This is a genomic window from Streptomyces sp. NPDC057616 (assembly GCF_042800575.1).
GTDB lineage: Bacteria > Actinomycetota > Actinomycetes > Streptomycetales > Streptomycetaceae > Streptomyces.
Map to the genome: position 1 here is coordinate 67,070 of NZ_JBHVGU010000013.1, position 16,203 is coordinate 83,272.

15 protein-coding genes are annotated in these 16,203 nt (G+C 73.6%); 7 read left to right on the top strand and 8 right to left on the bottom strand.

Going from position 1 to position 16,203, the window contains the following annotated elements:
- Positions 1 to 33 precede the first annotated feature (33 nt).
- Entirely contained in the window at positions 34 to 660 is a 627-nt protein-coding gene (locus tag ACFU97_RS18065) for an FxLYD domain-containing protein (RefSeq protein WP_384257195.1), read from the top strand.
- A gap of 24 nt (positions 661 to 684) precedes the next feature.
- On the opposite strand, the gene ACFU97_RS18070 is transcribed toward ACFU97_RS18065, so the two are convergent.
- Positions 685 to 2,844: a hypothetical protein gene (locus ACFU97_RS18070; protein ID WP_384257198.1), complete on the bottom strand. Its 2,160-nt coding sequence runs from the start codon at positions 2,842 to 2,844 to the stop codon at positions 685 to 687.
- 80 nt (positions 2,845 to 2,924) lie between these two features.
- Complete coding sequence (locus tag ACFU97_RS18075) at positions 2,925 to 3,125, bottom strand: DUF5999 family protein (RefSeq protein ID WP_384257200.1); 201 nt, start codon at positions 3,123 to 3,125, stop codon at positions 2,925 to 2,927.
- Positions 3,126 to 3,318: 193 nt separating this feature from the next.
- On the opposite strand from ACFU97_RS18075, the gene ACFU97_RS18080 reads away from it, so the two are divergent.
- Together ACFU97_RS18080 and ACFU97_RS18085 are read left to right on the top strand one after the other, a co-directional pair.
- Positions 3,319 to 3,789, top strand: a complete 471-nt coding sequence (locus ACFU97_RS18080; protein ID WP_384257203.1) for a GIY-YIG nuclease family protein — start codon at positions 3,319 to 3,321, stop codon at positions 3,787 to 3,789.
- Positions 3,790 to 3,832: 43 nt separating this feature from the next.
- Complete coding sequence (locus ACFU97_RS18085; RefSeq protein ID WP_384257205.1) at positions 3,833 to 4,663, top strand: pentapeptide repeat-containing protein; 831 nt, start codon at positions 3,833 to 3,835, stop codon at positions 4,661 to 4,663.
- Here the strand turns inward: ACFU97_RS18085 and ACFU97_RS18090 are convergent.
- Positions 4,625 to 6,175, bottom strand: coding sequence for a cytochrome P450 (locus tag ACFU97_RS18090; protein ID WP_384257207.1), 1,551 nt, complete (start codon positions 6,173 to 6,175; stop codon positions 4,625 to 4,627). The genes ACFU97_RS18085 and ACFU97_RS18090 overlap by 39 nt on opposite strands.
- A 117-nt stretch (positions 6,176 to 6,292) precedes the next feature.
- Between ACFU97_RS18090 and ACFU97_RS18095 the strand changes: the two genes are divergently transcribed.
- Positions 6,293 to 6,901, top strand: coding sequence for a TetR/AcrR family transcriptional regulator (locus ACFU97_RS18095; protein WP_384257210.1), 609 nt, complete (start codon positions 6,293 to 6,295; stop codon positions 6,899 to 6,901).
- A 127-nt stretch (positions 6,902 to 7,028) separates the two neighbouring features.
- Positions 7,029 to 7,754 carry a DUF2470 domain-containing protein gene (locus ACFU97_RS18100; protein ID WP_384257212.1) on the top strand — a complete coding sequence of 242 codons (726 nt, stop codon included), beginning with the start codon at positions 7,029 to 7,031 and terminating at the stop codon, positions 7,752 to 7,754.
- Here ACFU97_RS18100 and ACFU97_RS18105 read toward each other — a convergent pair.
- Positions 7,722 to 8,945: a lactonase family protein gene (locus tag ACFU97_RS18105; protein ID WP_384257215.1), complete on the bottom strand. Its 1,224-nt coding sequence runs from the start codon at positions 8,943 to 8,945 to the stop codon at positions 7,722 to 7,724. The two genes, ACFU97_RS18100 and ACFU97_RS18105, sit on opposite strands and share 33 nt — an antisense overlap.
- Before the next feature lie 198 nt (positions 8,946 to 9,143).
- Positions 9,144 to 10,394: an aromatic acid exporter family protein gene (locus tag ACFU97_RS18110; RefSeq protein WP_384257217.1), complete on the bottom strand. Its 1,251-nt coding sequence runs from the start codon at positions 10,392 to 10,394 to the stop codon at positions 9,144 to 9,146.
- Positions 10,395 to 10,535: 141 nt separating this feature from the next.
- On the opposite strand from ACFU97_RS18110, the gene ACFU97_RS18115 reads away from it, so the two are divergent.
- Complete coding sequence (locus ACFU97_RS18115) at positions 10,536 to 11,138, top strand: TIGR03086 family metal-binding protein (RefSeq protein ID WP_384257220.1); 603 nt, start codon at positions 10,536 to 10,538, stop codon at positions 11,136 to 11,138.
- 428 nt (positions 11,139 to 11,566) lie between these two features.
- Here ACFU97_RS18115 and ACFU97_RS18120 read toward each other — a convergent pair whose 3' ends face one another.
- Positions 11,567 to 12,649, bottom strand: coding sequence for a hypothetical protein (locus tag ACFU97_RS18120; protein ID WP_384257223.1), 1,083 nt, complete (start codon positions 12,647 to 12,649; stop codon positions 11,567 to 11,569).
- Positions 12,650 to 12,895: 246 nt separating this feature from the next.
- Between ACFU97_RS18120 and ACFU97_RS18125 the strand changes: the two genes are divergently transcribed.
- Positions 12,896 to 13,798, top strand: a complete 903-nt coding sequence (locus tag ACFU97_RS18125) for a DUF3626 domain-containing protein (RefSeq protein WP_384257225.1) — start codon at positions 12,896 to 12,898, stop codon at positions 13,796 to 13,798.
- On the opposite strand, the gene ACFU97_RS18130 is transcribed toward ACFU97_RS18125, so the two are convergent.
- Together ACFU97_RS18130 and ACFU97_RS18135 are read right to left on the bottom strand one after the other, a co-directional pair.
- Complete coding sequence (locus ACFU97_RS18130; protein ID WP_384257227.1) at positions 13,750 to 14,430, bottom strand: PAS domain S-box protein; 681 nt, start codon at positions 14,428 to 14,430, stop codon at positions 13,750 to 13,752. The two genes, ACFU97_RS18125 and ACFU97_RS18130, sit on opposite strands and share 49 nt — an antisense overlap.
- Positions 14,431 to 14,523: 93 nt before the next feature.
- Positions 14,524 to 16,167, bottom strand: a complete 1,644-nt coding sequence (locus tag ACFU97_RS18135) for a glycoside hydrolase family 13 protein (RefSeq protein WP_384257229.1) — start codon at positions 16,165 to 16,167, stop codon at positions 14,524 to 14,526.
- Between the last annotated feature and the right edge of the window lie 36 nt (positions 16,168 to 16,203).

Here is a 16,203-nt window from a genome sequence, read left to right on the forward strand (position 1 = left end):
GTATTTCCGTGATCGCGCGAGAGGACGTCGACGATGAAGGCAGGGGCATCCCACCGGGCGCGAGCGGGCCGGTCCCGGCCGGTCGCCGTCGTGCTGGCCGCGGCCGCCGCGGGCACGCTGGCACTGGTGTCGTGCAGCTCGAACGACAACAGCAGCAGTTCGAGTACGACGTCCACCGAACGGCCCACTCCACCGGACACCGCATCCTTCTCGGGCACGGCACCCTCCGCCATGTCCTCGGCGGAGGCCTCGGCACGGGCCAGGGCCTCCTCGGCGGCCGCGTCCGCCTCCGCCGCCGCGTCCTCCTTCGAGGCGTCGGTGTCGGCCAACGTCGAGCGGGCCAACCAGGCCGCCCAGAACGAGCTGAAGAACGTCAAGGCGCCGGGCAACGCGATGTCCGAGGTCGCCATGACCGGCAAGCCGCGCGCCCAGACCGGCGGGCTGCTCGCCGTCGTCGTCACCATCACCAACAAGACCGACAAGAAGGCGTCCTACGCCGTCCAGGTCGACTTCCTGGACTCCTCCGGCAAGACCGTGGAGACCCGCTACGTCGGCGCGGAGGACCTCGCCCCGGGCGACAAGGCCAACCCGATCGCCATCAGCCGCAAGCCTCCCCAGCCGGTGCTGACCCCGAAGCTGGTCAAGGCGCAGCGGTACTGAACCGTCAGGACCCCAACCACCCGTTCAGCGCTCGGCGTTGAGCGCGTCGGTGGCGCCCTGGGCGTCGCCGATCGTGGCGTAGTCGACGGCGATGAAGTTCACCGGCCTGCCCCGCTCGCGCTCACAGGCGTGGACCCGGTCGAGCACGAAGCGGCGGGAGTTGACCTCACCGGCGTCGAGGCGGCTGCCGCCGTTGTTGGTGATGAAGTGGTTGAGCAGGAACAGCCGTTTGCCGGTGCCGCCCCGGTGCGGCACACAGCTCATGTCGCCCGGGGTGCGGAACGCGAACGGCGTCTCCATGCCGTAGCGGTAGAAGTTGCGGTACCACGGCGCCGGGCCGTCGGCCTGCTCGGCGAAGACGACCAGCCGCCGGCCGCTGTCGATCATCTCCCCCAGGGTCGGCCACGGCTTGGCGGGATCGGGGTCCGGCGTGCGGACCAGGTCGGTCAACCCGGCCTGCCGGAAGGCCTTCTCGGTGTCCTCACCGCTGATCGCGTCCTGCACGATCAGCGTCACGACCTCCGTCGGATGGGCGCGCATCCAGGTGCCCAGCTGCCGCAGCGTCGGCACCAGCGGGATCGCTCCGGCCCGGCACACCGCGTGGCACAACCACAGTCCCGGACGCGGGGGGTTGAGCTTCTCGACGGCCGAGGCGAGGAACTTCCGCTGCTCCGGGGTGAAGTCGGAGTCGGCCAGCCGCCCGGCGATCTCGTCCGGCCGCTCCCAATGGTAGGTGTCGAGTTGCAGCGCGCGCACGCCGTCGTCCAACTGCGCCGGGATGGCGGGGTCCTGGAGCGGTCCGATGAAGCGGTCGACGGTCGTCGAGTTGGCGTTGTGCGAGGTGAGATAGGCGACCTGGTCGTAGGGCCGGTCGCACAGCCACGCCTGGCCCTCGCACACCCGCGGCGCGGACGGGCCGGCCGCGAGCGGTACCGCGAGCATCCCGGCGAGGGCGGCGCCCGTCGCCGCCAGCGTGAGCCCGCGGGCGCGGAGCGGGGAGAAGGACGGCCGGGGGCGGACCTGGACGACCCAGCCCACCGCCACCAGCAGCGCCCCGGCCGCGGCGGGCACGAGCGCGGTGAGCACGGCGGTGGTGACGACGTCGTCGAAGGCCGCGTGCTGGAGGTCGTCGACGAGCCGCGCCAGGCTCGGCGGCCAGGAGGCCCGGGGGCTGACGACGCGCCCGTCGGCGAGCAGACGCACCAGCGCGGCGGCGAGCGCGGTGAGCGCGCCGCCCACGGCGAGCGCCCAGCCCAGTGGCATCAGCCGGCGGCCCGGCGCGGCCGGGCCGGTGAACCACAGCACCGCCAGCGAGGCGACCAGCAGCGCCGCCGACAGGGCCTCCGTCAGGCCGAGCCCGAACGAGGTGTACGGGCGCGCCCGGTGCAGCGCCGTCAGGTCGTTGCCCGACGCCTTCAGGGTCTGCGTGAGGTCCCAGGTGCTGCCGCCCGTGGTGGCCCGCAGCCGGGCCGCCGCGTCACGGGTGCGGTCCGTCACCACGGCCGGCGCCACGGCGGCCAGTGCGGTGGCGACGTCACCGTCGGCCAGGGCTCCCTCGACCTCGGGCCGCAGCGCCTCGCGTCCCTGGGCGGTCACGGCACGCAGCAGCGCGTCGGCCGCCTGGCCGGCCTGCGCGTAGGTCAGCGGCAGGCTGGGCAGGCCGTCGGGCGCCCGCCCCGCGGTCACCTCGCGCAGGGCGGCGGACAGATCGGCCGAGAACGCGGCGAAGTCGGGCTCCTTCCGCTCCTGGAGCGAGGAGACGAGGTCGCCGAAGTAGATCTGCGCCAGATCGTTCAGGTTGCCGAGGACCGGGGCGAGATCCACGGTCAGCACGAGGGTGCCGCGGTCGCCGTCGAGATAGCCGACCACGCTGTCGATCTGCTGGGTGGTGAGGTCGCGGACGGAGTCCGTGGGCAGGACGACCTTGATGTTGGAGGAGATCTGCGCCTCCGGCACCGGCAGCCGGGCCAGCAGGGGGCGGGTGACGGCGACGGAGCGCGGGTCGACGAGGACCTCGTCGTAGAGGCGGTCGTAGGCCCGCTGGTCGTCGAGGACCGAGCGGTAGAAGCCGGGGGAGACCACCGTGCTGCGAGTGGTGGCCGCGGCGGTGCAGACCAGGGTGCTCAGGACGGCCAGCACGAAGGCCGCGATGCGCGTCAGCCTGCGGGACGAGACCGGGCCCATGGCTCCACCTCGGGTGGGTGACGACCTCATCGTCGCCCTGCGCCGGGCGTCCCGCAATCGGGCGGTACGGCTGTTCTGGGTCAGGCCGCCACGGCCAGCGGGCCGAGGGCGCGGTGCGGGTCCACGACCCGGCCGTCCGGGAGCAGTTCACCCGTGTCCTCGAACACGATCGTGCCGTTGCACAGCAGGCTCCAGCCCTGTTCGGGGTGGGCCGCGACGATCACGGCGGTGTGGTGGTCCGGGCTGTCCGGTGCGGGGCACGAAGGCCGGTGACTGCACATGGTCTCTCTCCTGTGTGTGAATGGGCTCCCGCCTGAAGTGGGGCTCAAGACCTTGGTATCCGAGCTTGTTTTCCGTTGTATGAGGAGACCCCCACACCGCCGGAAACTCATCGGTGAGGTTTGGTTCCGCCGGGGCCGATGTCAGACCCGCGTGCCACCGTGAGAACAGGGAGGAGCGAAGGGGGGCGGCGGCATGGGCGACGTCGACGCGCAGTTCCTGCGGGGCCTGTTCGACGAGGAGGGCAGCCTGCACACCGCCGGCCGGACGGCCCTGTACCGCCTCTACGGCCTGGAGGGCCTCCTCTACGTCGGCATCTCGGTCGCTCCGCTCACCCGCGTGCGCACGCATCTGCGGGAGCAGCCCTGGGGGCCCGGCGTCATCGGCATACGGATCGACTACCCGCCCGACGCCGAGGCCGCCGAACGCGAGGCCGTCTTCACCGAACGCCCCAGGCACAACATCGTCTTCAACGGCCGCAACCCGCCCCCGCCCCCGGACCCCACCTCGCGGCTGAGAACCGAACTGGCCGTGGAACGGCGCCGGTTGGCCGAGTTCGAGGCCGCCGTCCCCGAGTCGCCGACCCATCTGCGGCTGCTGGAGCGCGGCATCAGAGCGAAGCGGGCGAAGATCGCGAAACTGCTCGAAGAGATAGGGGGCCGGTGAAAACCCGCAGGTCATCGTCCCGCCGCCGGATATCCTTGGCGTCATGCCAGATCGAACCCCGGACCGGACCGACCTGCGCGGCGACTGCGCGCGCTGCTTCGGGCTGTGCTGTGTCGCCCTGCCCTTCGCGGCCTCCGCCGACTTCGCGATCGACAAGCGGGCCGGCACGCCGTGCCCGAACCTGCGGGAGGACCACCGCTGCGGCATCCACGCGCGGCTGCGGCAGGAGGGCTTCAGCGGCTGCACCGTCTACGACTGCTTCGGGGCGGGCCAGAAGGTCTCGCAGGTCACCTTCGGCGGGCAGGACTGGCGTGCCGGATCGCCCGAGCGGGCGCGGCACATGCTCGACGTCTTCCCGGTGGTACGGCAGTTGCACGAGCTGCTCTGGTATCTGAGCGAGGCGCTGACGCTGCCGCCCGCCCGGCCCCTCCGGGACGATCTGCGGCGCGTGCTCGGGGCGACCGAGGAGCTCACCCGCCAAACCCCGGAGCAGCTGGCCCAGTTGGACGTGGCCGCGCACCGCCAGGAGGTCAACGGGCTTCTGCTGAGGACCAGTGAGCTGGTGCGGGCGGGCACGCGCGGACGCAGGAAGGACCGTCGCGGGGCCGATCTCGTCGGCGCCCGGCTCAGGGGAGCCGATCTGCGCGGCGCGAACCTGCGCGGCGCCTGCCTCATCGCCGCGGACCTGACCCGGGCCGATCTGCGCGGCGCGGACATGATCGGCGCTGATCTGCGTGACGCCGACCTCGGCGACGCCGATCTGACCGGCGCCTTCTTCCTCACCCAGCCCCAGGTCAACGCGGCCCGCGGCACCGCGGGCACGCGGCTGCCGGACTCAGTCACCCGCCCCGCGCACTGGACACCGCGGGTCTGACGGCACCTCCTCGAAGGCCGCCGCGGAAACCGCCCCGGCGGTCACCGTGCGCCGCTCCAGGTGCAGCCGCAGCCCCTGCGGCATCAGCGTCAGCCGCTCGGTGACCCGCAGCCGGTAGTCCGGGTCGGGCCGCAGGTCGTAGCGGCGCAGCAGCAGGCCCAGCACCAGCGTGGCCTCGTGCAGCGCGAACTGCCGCCCGATGCACGCCCGCGCCCCCGTGCCGAACGGCTTGAAGGTGTGCGGGGCCCGCGACCGCACCGCCTTGGGGTCGAAGCGGTCCGGGTCGAAGCCCTCCGCGTCGGCGCCCCACACCTCGGGGTCGCGGTGCAGCATCATGGTCAGCACCAGCGCCCACGCGCCGCGCCGCATCGGATGCTCCCCGGCCAGCAGCGTGTCCTCGCGGGCCTCCCGCGCGAAAGCCGGCGCGGTCGGCCACAGCCGCAGCGACTCGTCCAGCACCCGGCGCACGTACCGCAGCTTGGCCACCTGGTCGTAGCGGGGCTTCTCCGCGTCGCCCCACACGGCGTCCACCTCGGCCCGGGCGCGCGCGGCGGCCTCCGGGTGCCGGGAGAGGTAGTGCAGGGCGAAGGAGAGCGCGCCGGACGTCGTCTCGTGGCCGGCGACCAGGAAGGTGATCACCTGGCGGCGGACGTTCTCGGCGGACAGCCGCTCGCCGGTGCGCGGGTGCGCCGTCTCCAGCATCCGGTCCAGCAGGTCTCCGTTCCCGCTGCCGCCGCCGTCCCCGGCCCGGCGGGCCCGGACCAGGTCGTCGACCGTGCGGTTGAGGTAGGCCATGTCGGCGTCGTTGCGCCGCGAGGCCTTGCGCAGCAGATACGGGGCCAGCGGTGCCGGCACGGTGTTCAGCCGCTGGGCGTACGACAGCGTGCCGACCATCGCGGACACGAAGGGGTGCGGCCGGGAGCGCTCGAAGGAGTTGAAGTCGTGCCCGAAGCCGGTGCGCGCGATCGTCTCCAGCGTCAGCTTGGTCATGTCGCCGGGCACGTCCACCGCCCGGCCCGCCGCCAGCGCGCGGTCCCAGTGGCCGGTGAGCCGCTCGGCCACGGCCAGCATCATCGGGTGGTAGCCCTCCATGGCCTCCCGGCTGAAGCCCGGGGCGAGGACGTCGTGCGCGAGCTGCCAGTTCGGCTCGTGGTTGTACGCCGTGAACAGGGCGTCCCCGACGACCGGCCGCAGGTTGGCGACCCCGAGGCCCACGTGCTTGGCGAAGCGCGTCTCGTCCGCCATGTCCGCCGCCAGGGCGCCGCCCCACACGAACACGAACTCGTTGCCGAACGCCTTGCGCCGGAAGATCGGACCCAGCTGCCGGCCGTGGCGCATCGAGTCCTGCACGGGTGTGCGCCGGTCGGCGCCGAGGACGTCGCCGAGCAGGGGGACGCGGTGCGGGGGATGCGGGATGCGGTGGAGTTCCGGCCAGCCCTGTTCGGCGCTGCGGAACCCCTTCGGAAGGGGGGCCCGGGTCTCTGGTCCGGCCCCCGTCGTCGTCTCCGCCATGACGCGATCTCCCTTGAATCAGCGGCAGGTCGAGCTGTCGTACACCTGTTGTACGTGAGTTCAATAGCGGCCTCAGTCTGGTCCTCCCGCTGAACCGGCGTCAAGTAAAGTGCGGACATGGCCGCGAACCAGGGCGAGCGCACGCGCCGCCGGCTCAGCACCGAGGAGCGCAGGGAGCAGCTGCTCGCGGTGGGGGCGCGGCTGTTCTCCGAGAGCCCGTACGACGACGTGTGGATCGAGCAGGTCGCCGAGATCGCGGGTGTCTCGCGCGGACTGCTCTACCACTACTTCCCGACCAAGCGGGACTTCTTCGCCGCCGTGGTCGAGCGCGAGAGCGAGCGCATGCTGCGGCTGACGGCGGCCGTGCCGGGGGTCCCGGCGCGCGAGCAACTGGCCGCCGGCCTCGACACGTTCCTGGAGTACGCGCACGCCCACGCGCACGGGTTCCGCGCCTTCCACCGGGCGGACGCGGCGGGGGACCAGACCATCCGGAGGATCTACCAGCGGGCGCTGGCCGCGCAGGAGCGGCAGATCCTGGCGACGATCGCCGCCGACCCCGAACTCGGCGAGGCGGCCCGGCAGCGCCCGGACCTCAAGCTGGCCGTGCGCGGCTGGCTGGCCTTCACCACGGCCGTCTGCCTGGAGTGGCTACGGCGTTCGGACCTGACCCGGGAGCAGGTGCGGGACCTGTGCGCCCGGGCGCTGCTGGGCGTCGTGGCTCCCTAGTCGCCGTCCGGCGGCGCCTGGGCGCCCGCGGACACGATCGTTTTCGGCACTCGTTTCCGGCACCCCATGGTTGGCGTACACCTCGATCTTCGGTAGGTTAGGCAAGGCTTACCTAAGGAGGTTTGGGATGTCGGACAGCCCCAGCTGGACGGCCGCGCCGTCCGCGGCCCGGCGCGCCCGGTCGGTGCTCGCCACCGCCTGGTCCTGTGCGGTGGCCGCGGACGGCGGCCGCGAGGAGTTCGTCGGTGCGCACAGCGTGAACGAGGACGGTCGGGTGCTGCTGGAGGCGCCCGAGGACAGCGCCCTGCTCGCGGCGGCGGTCTGCGCGCCCCGCGGCGAGCCGCACGCCGTGCTGGAGTTCGCCGACGTCGCGCCGGTCCCCGTCCGCAACCGCATCCGGGCCCGGCTCTGGCTCGCCGGGTACTTCGTGCCCGGCGACGGGCGCCTCGCGTTCCGGCCCACCAGGATCGTGCTGCGCGAGTCGTCCGGCGCGGTGCTCGTCGACCTCGACGAGTTCGCCGCCGCCGAGGCCGACCCGCTCGCCCTCGCCGAGGCCCGGCTGCTGACCCATCTCGCGGACTGCCACGGCGACGCCGTCGAGCGGCTCACCCGGCTCGTCGACCACGTCAGCCTGCACGGCGCGGTCCGCGTCCAGCCCCTCTCCGTCGACCGGCACGGGCTGACGCTGCGCATCGAGCGCACCCGCGCCCACGGCGACGTACGCCTGCCCTTCCACGCCCCCGCCGACGACGTCGCGCAGCTCACGGAGCGGATGCACGTCCTGCTCGCGCAGGCGAGCGCCGCCTCCTGCCCGCGCGCCCTACAGTGGCAGCGCACAGACGGCGACGGGTGAGGCGAACGGCTCGCCGGCCAGGCGCAGTTCACCGCTGACGGCATCCACGTGGAACACGCTGACCGTGCCGGACCTCTGATTCGCGGCGAACAGCAGCGTCCCGTCCGGGCTGAAGGCGATCTGGCGCGGGAAGTCGCCGGACACCGGCACCGTGCCGAGAAGCCGCAGCCGGGCGCCGTCGTCCTCGATCGCGTAGCGCGCCAGGCTGTTGTCGCCGCGGTTGGCCAGATAGGCGAACGAGCCGTCCGCGGTCACCAGGATCTGCGCCGGGTAGTTGGTGCCCGGGCCGGAACCCGAGGACTGCGGCTCGCCGATCGTCAGCCGCCCGCTCGAGGTGTCGTAGGCGCAGACCGCGACCGTGTCGTCGACCTCGTTGGCCAGGTACGCGTACCGGCCGCCGGGATGGAACGTGAGGTGGCGCGGGCCGGCCCCCGGCCTGGTGTGCGCCTGGGCGACCTCGGTGAGGGTGCCGCGCCGCTCGTCGAGGCGGTACGTGTAGACGGTGTCCGTGCCCAGGTCCACGGCGAGCACATGGCCGCCGTCCGGGCCGGTGATGAACTGGTGCGCGTGCGGCCCCTGTTGGCCCGGTCCGGGCGCCGGAGTCGAGTGCGTCACCGTGTCCGTGCGCTCGCCCAGGGCGCCCGCGTCGTCGATCGGGTGCACGGCCACGCTGCCCGAGGTGTAGTTGGCGCTCAGCAGCCAGCGGCCGCCCGGATGCACCGAGAGATGGCAGGGGCCGGCCCCGCCGGTGCCGCGCGCGCCGAGCACCTTGCGGTCGGCGAGGCGCACGGCGGTCACGGCGCCGTCGTCCCGCTCGTCCACCGCGTACAGGGTGTGCCCGTCCGGGTGGATCGCGAGGTACGAGGGATCGGGCACGCCGGTCAGGGTCCCCGTGCCGGTGACGGCGCCGCTCGCGGAGTCGTACGTGGCCAGTCCGATGCCCGTGCCGCCGCCGTCGACCGAGGTGTAGGTGCCGACGTAGAGCGGGCGGGGGCCGGCGGGCTCCGGTGACGTGCGGCGGGCCGACGGCCCGGGGGAGGGGGCCGCCCGGTCGGCCGGTGCCGTGTGACCGGGCTCGGTCCTGGGCGGCGCGGGGGAGGGCAGCGCCGTCACCGCGGCCGCGCCGCCGAGCGCGCCGACGAAGCGGCGCCTGCTCCAGCCGCCGCCCGCCGCTCCCGTCCCACTGCCCATGTCCGCACCTCAGGTCGTCGCTCGTCCCGGTCGTGACAAGCCACCATGGCGTGTGCCCCGGGGTGCTCGCAAGACCGGCAACGAGCGTTGCGCAGGGTGCAATAGGTGTCTGTCCCGCAACCGCTCGCGCTTCGCTCGTCCCCGGTTCGAGCCTTGCTCGTCCCTTGCCGGTCCCTCGCTGGTCCCTTGCTCGTCCCGTCAGTCGTCGTCGGCCGTGCGGCCGGTGGTCCTGCGCAGGGGCTTCGCGTCGCGCACGCTCTCCCGCACCTTCGTCAGGCGCGGCATGCGCTCGCGCTGGTCCCGGGCGTTGCGGTCCAGCTCCTCGAACAGGCGGCGCGAGCGGTGCTCGGTGTCCATCTCGTCGATGATGCGGTTCACCTCGGTCAGCACGGCACCGTAGAGGTGCCAGGTACGGGCGTCGCGCTGCACCTCCTCGAGCAGCAGCTGGGCCAGCTTGTCGCGCGTGGTGGCGGCCTGCCGGAGCTCGGCGGCCAGCCGGGACTCGGCGGACTCGGCGCTCGTGCTGACGGGGCTGGTGACCAGCACCGCGAAACTGACCACGGCGTCGGCGATCTCGGACAGCAACTGCTCCACGGCGGCGCCCGTCGCGGGCGCGAACAGCGGCTCCGGCTCGCGTTCCTTGGTCAGGTCGGTGAAGCTGCGCGCCAGCACCCGCAGCACCACCGTGCAGATCTCCAGCGTGTCCAGCCCGGTCCGCAGCACCACCCGGTGCAGCAGGCCCTCGCGCACGCGCGGATTGAGCCGCAGGCTGTCCTCGGCCTGCCGCAGTGCCGCGTCCACCTCGACGATGTCGTGGTCGAGCCGGCGCGCCTCGTACAGCCGCTGCGTGGCCTGCTCGACCGGTGGGCGGCCCGCGGCCTCCTCGCCCATGCGCAGCATCAACTGCCGCAACCGGCGGGCCAGCCCCTCGATCGACTCGCCCGCCTCGTCCACCCACACCGGCGGTGGGAGGAGGAGGTTGCAGCCGAGTCCGACCACCGCGCCGATCAGGGTCTCCACCACCCGCGCCCAGGCCGTGTCGCCGACGGCCGTGACGCCGAGGACCAGCATCGCGCTGATCGCCACCTCGGGGACGTACTCGTCGACCCGCACCAGATGGCCGACCGCCAGCGACGCCACGATCAGCAGCGCGAGACTCCACCAGGTCAGGCCGACCAGCTGGCTGAAGGCGATCGCCACCAGGACGCCGGCCACGACCGCGTTCACCCGGCGGACGCCGTTGGTGAGGGTGGCGTACAGGGTCACCTGGACGACCAGCAGCGCGGTCAGCGGGGCTGTGAGGGGTGCCGACTCGGGGCTCAGGCGCAGTGCGACGACGTACGCGATCGACGCGGCGGCCGCCGACCGCAGTGTCTGCACGACCACCGGGTCCCGGTACCGCCTCACCAGACGGGCGAGGGGCGTGGACCAGTCACGTACCTGTCGCATGCGCGGGCCGTGCTCCTTTCCTGGGGCATCGGTGTGATCGGCGGGGACGGGGCGGGGGCTGTCGTTGAGGACCGTAACTGACCGCAAGAAAGCCTAGATTGTTCCTGTCGCACAAACGGTGACCGGAGGGGGACACGCATCATGGGGAATACCCAGGACACCAAGGATCTCGTGGTTCTCGGGCTCGCGCACGGCTATCTCGTCGAGCTGGTCGCCGGGGTTCCGGAGGCGGGCTGGGGAGCGCCGACCCCGTGTGCCGGGTGGACCGTCCGGCAGGTCTTCAATCATGCGCGGATCGATCAGCAGGGATACGGCCTCGCGATCACCGGCGGACGCCCGGACTCCGACCCGTTCCATCCGGCGGACGCCCTCGACGGGGATCCGTCGGCGGAGCTCGGCAAGGTGGTGCGCGCGGTGGCGGACGCCTACGCGGGGCTGCCCGCGGGCGCCGACCAGGTGCCGACGCCGCTGGGTCCGCTGCCCCTGCCACTGGCCGCGGCGGCGGCCGCCATGGACGCGGGGGTGCACGCCTGGGACATCGCGGTCGCCACCGGCCAGGACCGCGCCCTGCCCGTCGAACTGGCCGACGGCATCTGGCCGGCGGCCCGCCACCTCGTCGACCACCTCCGCGACGCCTACCAGGTGTTCGCACCCGCCCGCGAACGGCCGGAGGACTACGACAGCGCCGAGTCCCTGCTCGCGTTCCTGGGCCGAGATCCGCACTGGGCTCCGCCGGTTGCTTGAGGCTGGGGCCGGCTTGCCGTTTCCCGGGCGTGCCCTGCATCGGGTTTCGTCAGCGGGCTCGAGGCTCTTGGCCACGCGCCGCGGCCTGCTCCCTTCTTCGGGGGCGGGATCTGTACGGGGTTCCGCCGGCGTCTTGAGGACCGCGGCCACGGCGGTGCGGAGGCTCCGTTGGCGCTTTCGCGCCGTGGCGCGCCGGCGGCTACGACCATGCCGAGGCTCCTCTCGCCTTCTCGGGGGGCGGTCCGCATTGGGCCCTGCCGGGCCTCTTGAGGTCCGCGGCCACGGCGGTGCGGAGGCTCCGTTGGCGTTTCCGGGCCGCCCAGCGAGGGGGCTCGGCGGCCCGAGGCACGCGGCCACGCGCTGAGTCTCTGCCCGCCTCGTGGGGCACGATCCGCACGGGGTCTCGCCGGTGGGCCCGAGGCTCATGGTCAAGACGGTGCCGAGGCTCCGTTCGGCTTCCCCGGGCGTAGCCCGCGTTCCGCTTCGCCGGTCGACTCGCGTTCGCGGTGGAGGGCCGTCGTGACGACCGTCAGCAGGGTGAGGCCGACCAGCCAGTTCGTCACCGCCGAGAACTGGTTGACGACGAAGTTGAAGGGCTGGCCGGCCAGCAGGTCCACCAGGAGCGAGGCGCGGATCAGGGTGAGGCCGCGCACCCGGTCGCGGCGCAGCCGTGCCAGTCCGGCCACGGCCGGCCCCAGCATCACGGCCGAGCAGGCGACCAGCCCCGTCACCGCGCCCCACTCCGGTTCGTGCCGAAGCCGCCCCGCCGCCAGATCCCGCCCGACCCCGAAGAGCAGGGCCGCCCCCTGCAGCACGGTCCACGTCAGCGCCGCCCAGAGCGTGGCCCGGTGCGCGACCAGCGCCGAGACGGCCCCGCGGCCGCGGGCGACGGCGGCCCGCACCGCGTCCGCCACCCGGGCCCGAGGCCGCTCCGGCACGGGCTCCACGCACTCCAGCACCCGCACCAGCGCCACGTCCACGGGCCGCGTCGAGCCCTCCAGCATCCCCAGCGCCGCCCGGCGTTGAGCCTCGGTCAGCCCGGAGACGACACCGGTCAGCGCGGTGTCGGCGGCGCGAGCCGTCCGCGCCCGCGCACCCTGCGGGCCGCCGCGCGGGACGAGCCACCGGCTCAGCACCACCAGCGCGGCGAAGGCCAGGTAGATCAGCCCGGCGGCCGGCCGGTAGAGGTAACCCCCGCCGTCGCTGACCACCTTGCCGATCTCGTCGATGAACAGCCCGAACCCCACACCGCCCGTCACCGCGCCCCACCGCCGCACGCGGCGCCCGAGGAAGGTCAGGAGCACCACCAGCCCGGCCGCCATCAGCAGCCCGCCCCACAGCATGTGCGCGATGTGCAGTCCGGTGCCGTGGCCGCCGAGCTTCGGATAGCCCGTGCTCGCCAGCAGCCGGCGCGTGAGGAGCACGGTGGCGATGCCCGTGAGCAGAAAGCACCGCAGGTCCGTGCCCGCCGTCGTCGTGCGGAAGAGGCCGCCGAGCCGCCGAGTCGTCATGTACGGCATGCTCCCTTCCGGGCGCCCCGGTGATCCATGAGGAAAACCCCCGTCCTCGCCCCGTGGCTGTCCGCACCCCGGCACGGAGGACCACCGGAAGGCCCGGCCTGCCGCCCGGCACACCGGCCCCGGGCCACGAAAAAGGAGTCGGGCGCAGGCCCGGTCCGCTCGTACCATCGGCACCTGCCGACGGCCGCGTCACCCGGGACCACGGTCGGCGCCGAACGGGAAAGGGCGTACGCAGCAGTGGACTTGAGTGCCGTCGGGAGCCCGCGGGAGCTGGCCGCGCTCCGCCATGTCGCCGCCCGCTCAGAGGGCCCGGCGGTCGACCCGAGTGTGCGGATCACGCTGAACTTCCACCCCGACCGGCTCACCGGAGGAATGCCCATCCTTCAGGCGCTGGCCCAGGACGGCGCATACCACTCGCAGTTCGTCACCGGCACCAGCAACGGCGGTCTCACCGCACACCCCGGCGGCGACCGCCACCGCTGGGAGAGCCGGATCTTCGGCGGTGCCTACGACGACGCCGCCCCGCACGAGCGGCCCGTCTACGGCGCGCTGAACTTCCGCCACCAAGTCGTCGGCGCGGCACCGCGGTTCGGGTCCTCGCACTTCCGGCTCGGCCCGGCCGCCCTCGCCCGCACCACCTTCTGCTACCCGGACAGCGCGGCCGAGCCGACGGACTTCGGGATCGCCGCCGGCATGGCGCTCGTCGCCCTCGCCGAGGGCGACCGGCGGGACGCCCTCGACGACTACATCGAGGCCCAGGTCCACGGCGGTGTCCTCCTCGCCGCGCACGTCGAGGCCCTCGTCCTGGACGCGAGCTACCGCGGCACGCCCGTCGAGGCCGCGGCCCGCGCGCTGCCCTGCCCCGTCGAGTGGCACCCCGGCTACCGGCTGAGCGTCCCGGAGCTGCTGCGCCACGCGGACTACCGCGGCCGCGCGTACGTGGAGCTGGGCGCCACCACCGCGCAGGACGGCCTGGTCGATCCCCGGATCATCGGCGACGCCGCCCGCACCGGCCGGTACGAACCCCAGGACCTGAAGAAGGTGTGGCACACCCTCGCCCGCTTCGGCGCCCCCGAAGGCGCGGGCACCGCCTACGCGCCGGGCGGCCACACCCCGGGAGTCAGCACCCCGAGCGCATAGGCGCGGGCGACCAGTTCGGTGCGGTTCGAGGCGCCCCAGCGCGCCGACAGCCGCCGTAGGTGATAGGTGACGCCGTCCGTGGTGAGGCCGGTCTCCTTGGCGGCCCTCGCGGTGGTGGCACCACCGGCGAGCAGGGCCAGGATGCGGGCCTCCACCGGCGCGGCGTGCACGGGCGCGTCGGCGCGCGGCTCACGCTCGCCCTGCACCCGCAGCATCACCAGCAGGGCGGGCGTGTCCTCCACGGTGTCGCTGACCGGATCGGCCGTCAGCTCCCCGAACCGCTCGGCCCCGCCCGGCGCCTCCCAGCGCACCGACACCTCGTAGCGCGACCGGTGCCGCAGCCGCAGTGCCTCGGCGATCCGCTCCACCTGCCCCGCCTCCTGCGGCCGGAACAGCTCCAGTACGTCACGCCCGCGCAGCCGCCCCGGCGTCGTGCCGCACTCGGCCGCCATCGCGGGATTGGCCAGCAGGACGTCGCCGTACACGTCGCACACGGCGACGGGCACGGCGACCCGGTCGAACAGCGTGAGGGCGCGGTTGCGCCACACCACGGCCTCCCGTTTGCCGTCCTCCACCCGTGCCTCCCGCGACTCGGCGCGCGCGGAGGCGCGCTGTGTGTACCGCACAATCATGCAGGTCCAGCGGGGTGGGGGCCGTGGTGGAGAGGGGTGGCGGCCGTGGTGGAGAAGGGGAGGCCCGGTGACGAGCCTCCCCTCGGCGCCCACCTACACGGCCAGCCAGGCCGCGTGGTCGGGCGCCAGCATGCCGTCCCGCACCGGCCCGCTCGCCAGCAGGACCGAGGCGTCCTCGGGCAGCCGGTACGGCTCGGCCGACAGGTTCACCACGCACCAAAAGCCCGGGTCGCGGCCGAAGACGAGGACGCCGGCCGGGGCGTCCAGCCAGGTGAGCCGGCCGTCGCCGAGGGCGGGATGCTCGCGGCGCAGGCGCAGCGCGCTGCGGTACAGCTCCAGCATCGAGTTCTCGTCGCCGGTCTGCGCGGCCACACTGAGGTCCCCCCACAGCTCCGGCTGCGGCAGCCACGGGTCGGCGGACGCACCCACCGGTCCGAAGCCGTACGGTGCGCTCCGCCCCGACCACGGGATCGGCACCCGGCAGCCGTCACGCCCCCGGTCGGTGTGCCCGGACCGCTCCCAGACCGGGTCCTGGAGCATGCTCTCCGGCAGGTCCTCCACCTCCGGCAGCCCGAGCTCCTCGCCCTGGTAGACGTAGGCGCCGCCGGGCAGCGCCAGCATCAGCAGGGCCGCCGCACGGGCCCGGCGCGTGCCGAGTTCCAGGTCGAGCGGGCCCTCGGGCCGGTACGTCTCGTTGGCCACCCATCGCTTGACCACCTTGCGGCCGTAGCGGCTGGGATGGCGCACGACGTCGTGGTTGGAGAGCACCCAGGTGGCGGGCGCGCCCACCGCGCCGAGCATCGCGAGCGAGTCGTCGATGACGGCCCGCAGGTCCTTCGCGTCCCAACTGGACATCAGGAAGTCGAAGTTGAAGGCCGTGTGCAGTCCGTCCCGGCGGACGTACGCGGCGAGCCGCTCCGGGGTGTCCGCCCACGCCTCGGCGACGAACGAGCGGTCGCCCGGGAACTCGTCGGCCACCCGCCGCCACGCACGGTAGATCTCGTGCACCTCGTCCCGGTCCCAGTGCGGATGGTCGAAGTGCTGCGCCCTGCCGTCCGCCGGAGCCTCGGGCCGCGGCGGCAGGTCGGGCAGTTCCGGATGCTTGATCAGACCGTGCGCGACATCGATGCGGAAGCCGTCCACGCCCCTGCTGAACCAGAAGCGCAGGATCGACTCGAACTCCGCCCGCACCTCCGGGTGCCGCCAGTTGAGGTCGGGCTGCTCCGGGGCGAACAGATGCAGGTACCACTCGCCGTCGGGCAGCCGGGTCCAGGCCGGGCCGCCGAAGCAGGACACCCAGTCGTTGGGCGGCTCGTCGCCGTTCGGCCCGCGGCCCGCCCGGAAGACGTAACGCTCCCGCTCCGGGCTGCCCGGCCCGGCGGCCAGCGCCGCCTCGAACCACTCGTGCCGGTCGGAGGTGTGGTTGGGCACGATGTCGGGGACGACGCGGATCCCGTGGCGGTGCGCCTCCTCGATGAGCTGCTCGGCCTCGGCGACCGTGCCGAACAGCGGGTCGATCTCCCGGAAGTCGGCGACGTCGTAACCGTGGTCGGCCATCGGCGACTTGTACCAGGGGTTGATCCAGATCGCGTCCACGCCGAGGTCGCTGAGATACGGCAGCCGGGAGCGGATGCCGGCGATGTCGCCGACGCCGTCGCCGTTGCCGTCGGCGAAGCTGCGGACGTAGACCTGGTAGATGACGGCGTCGCGCCACCAAGGCGCGGTGCTGGTCGACATGTTGGGGAGTACTCCTCCGGGATCGGTGGGCGGACG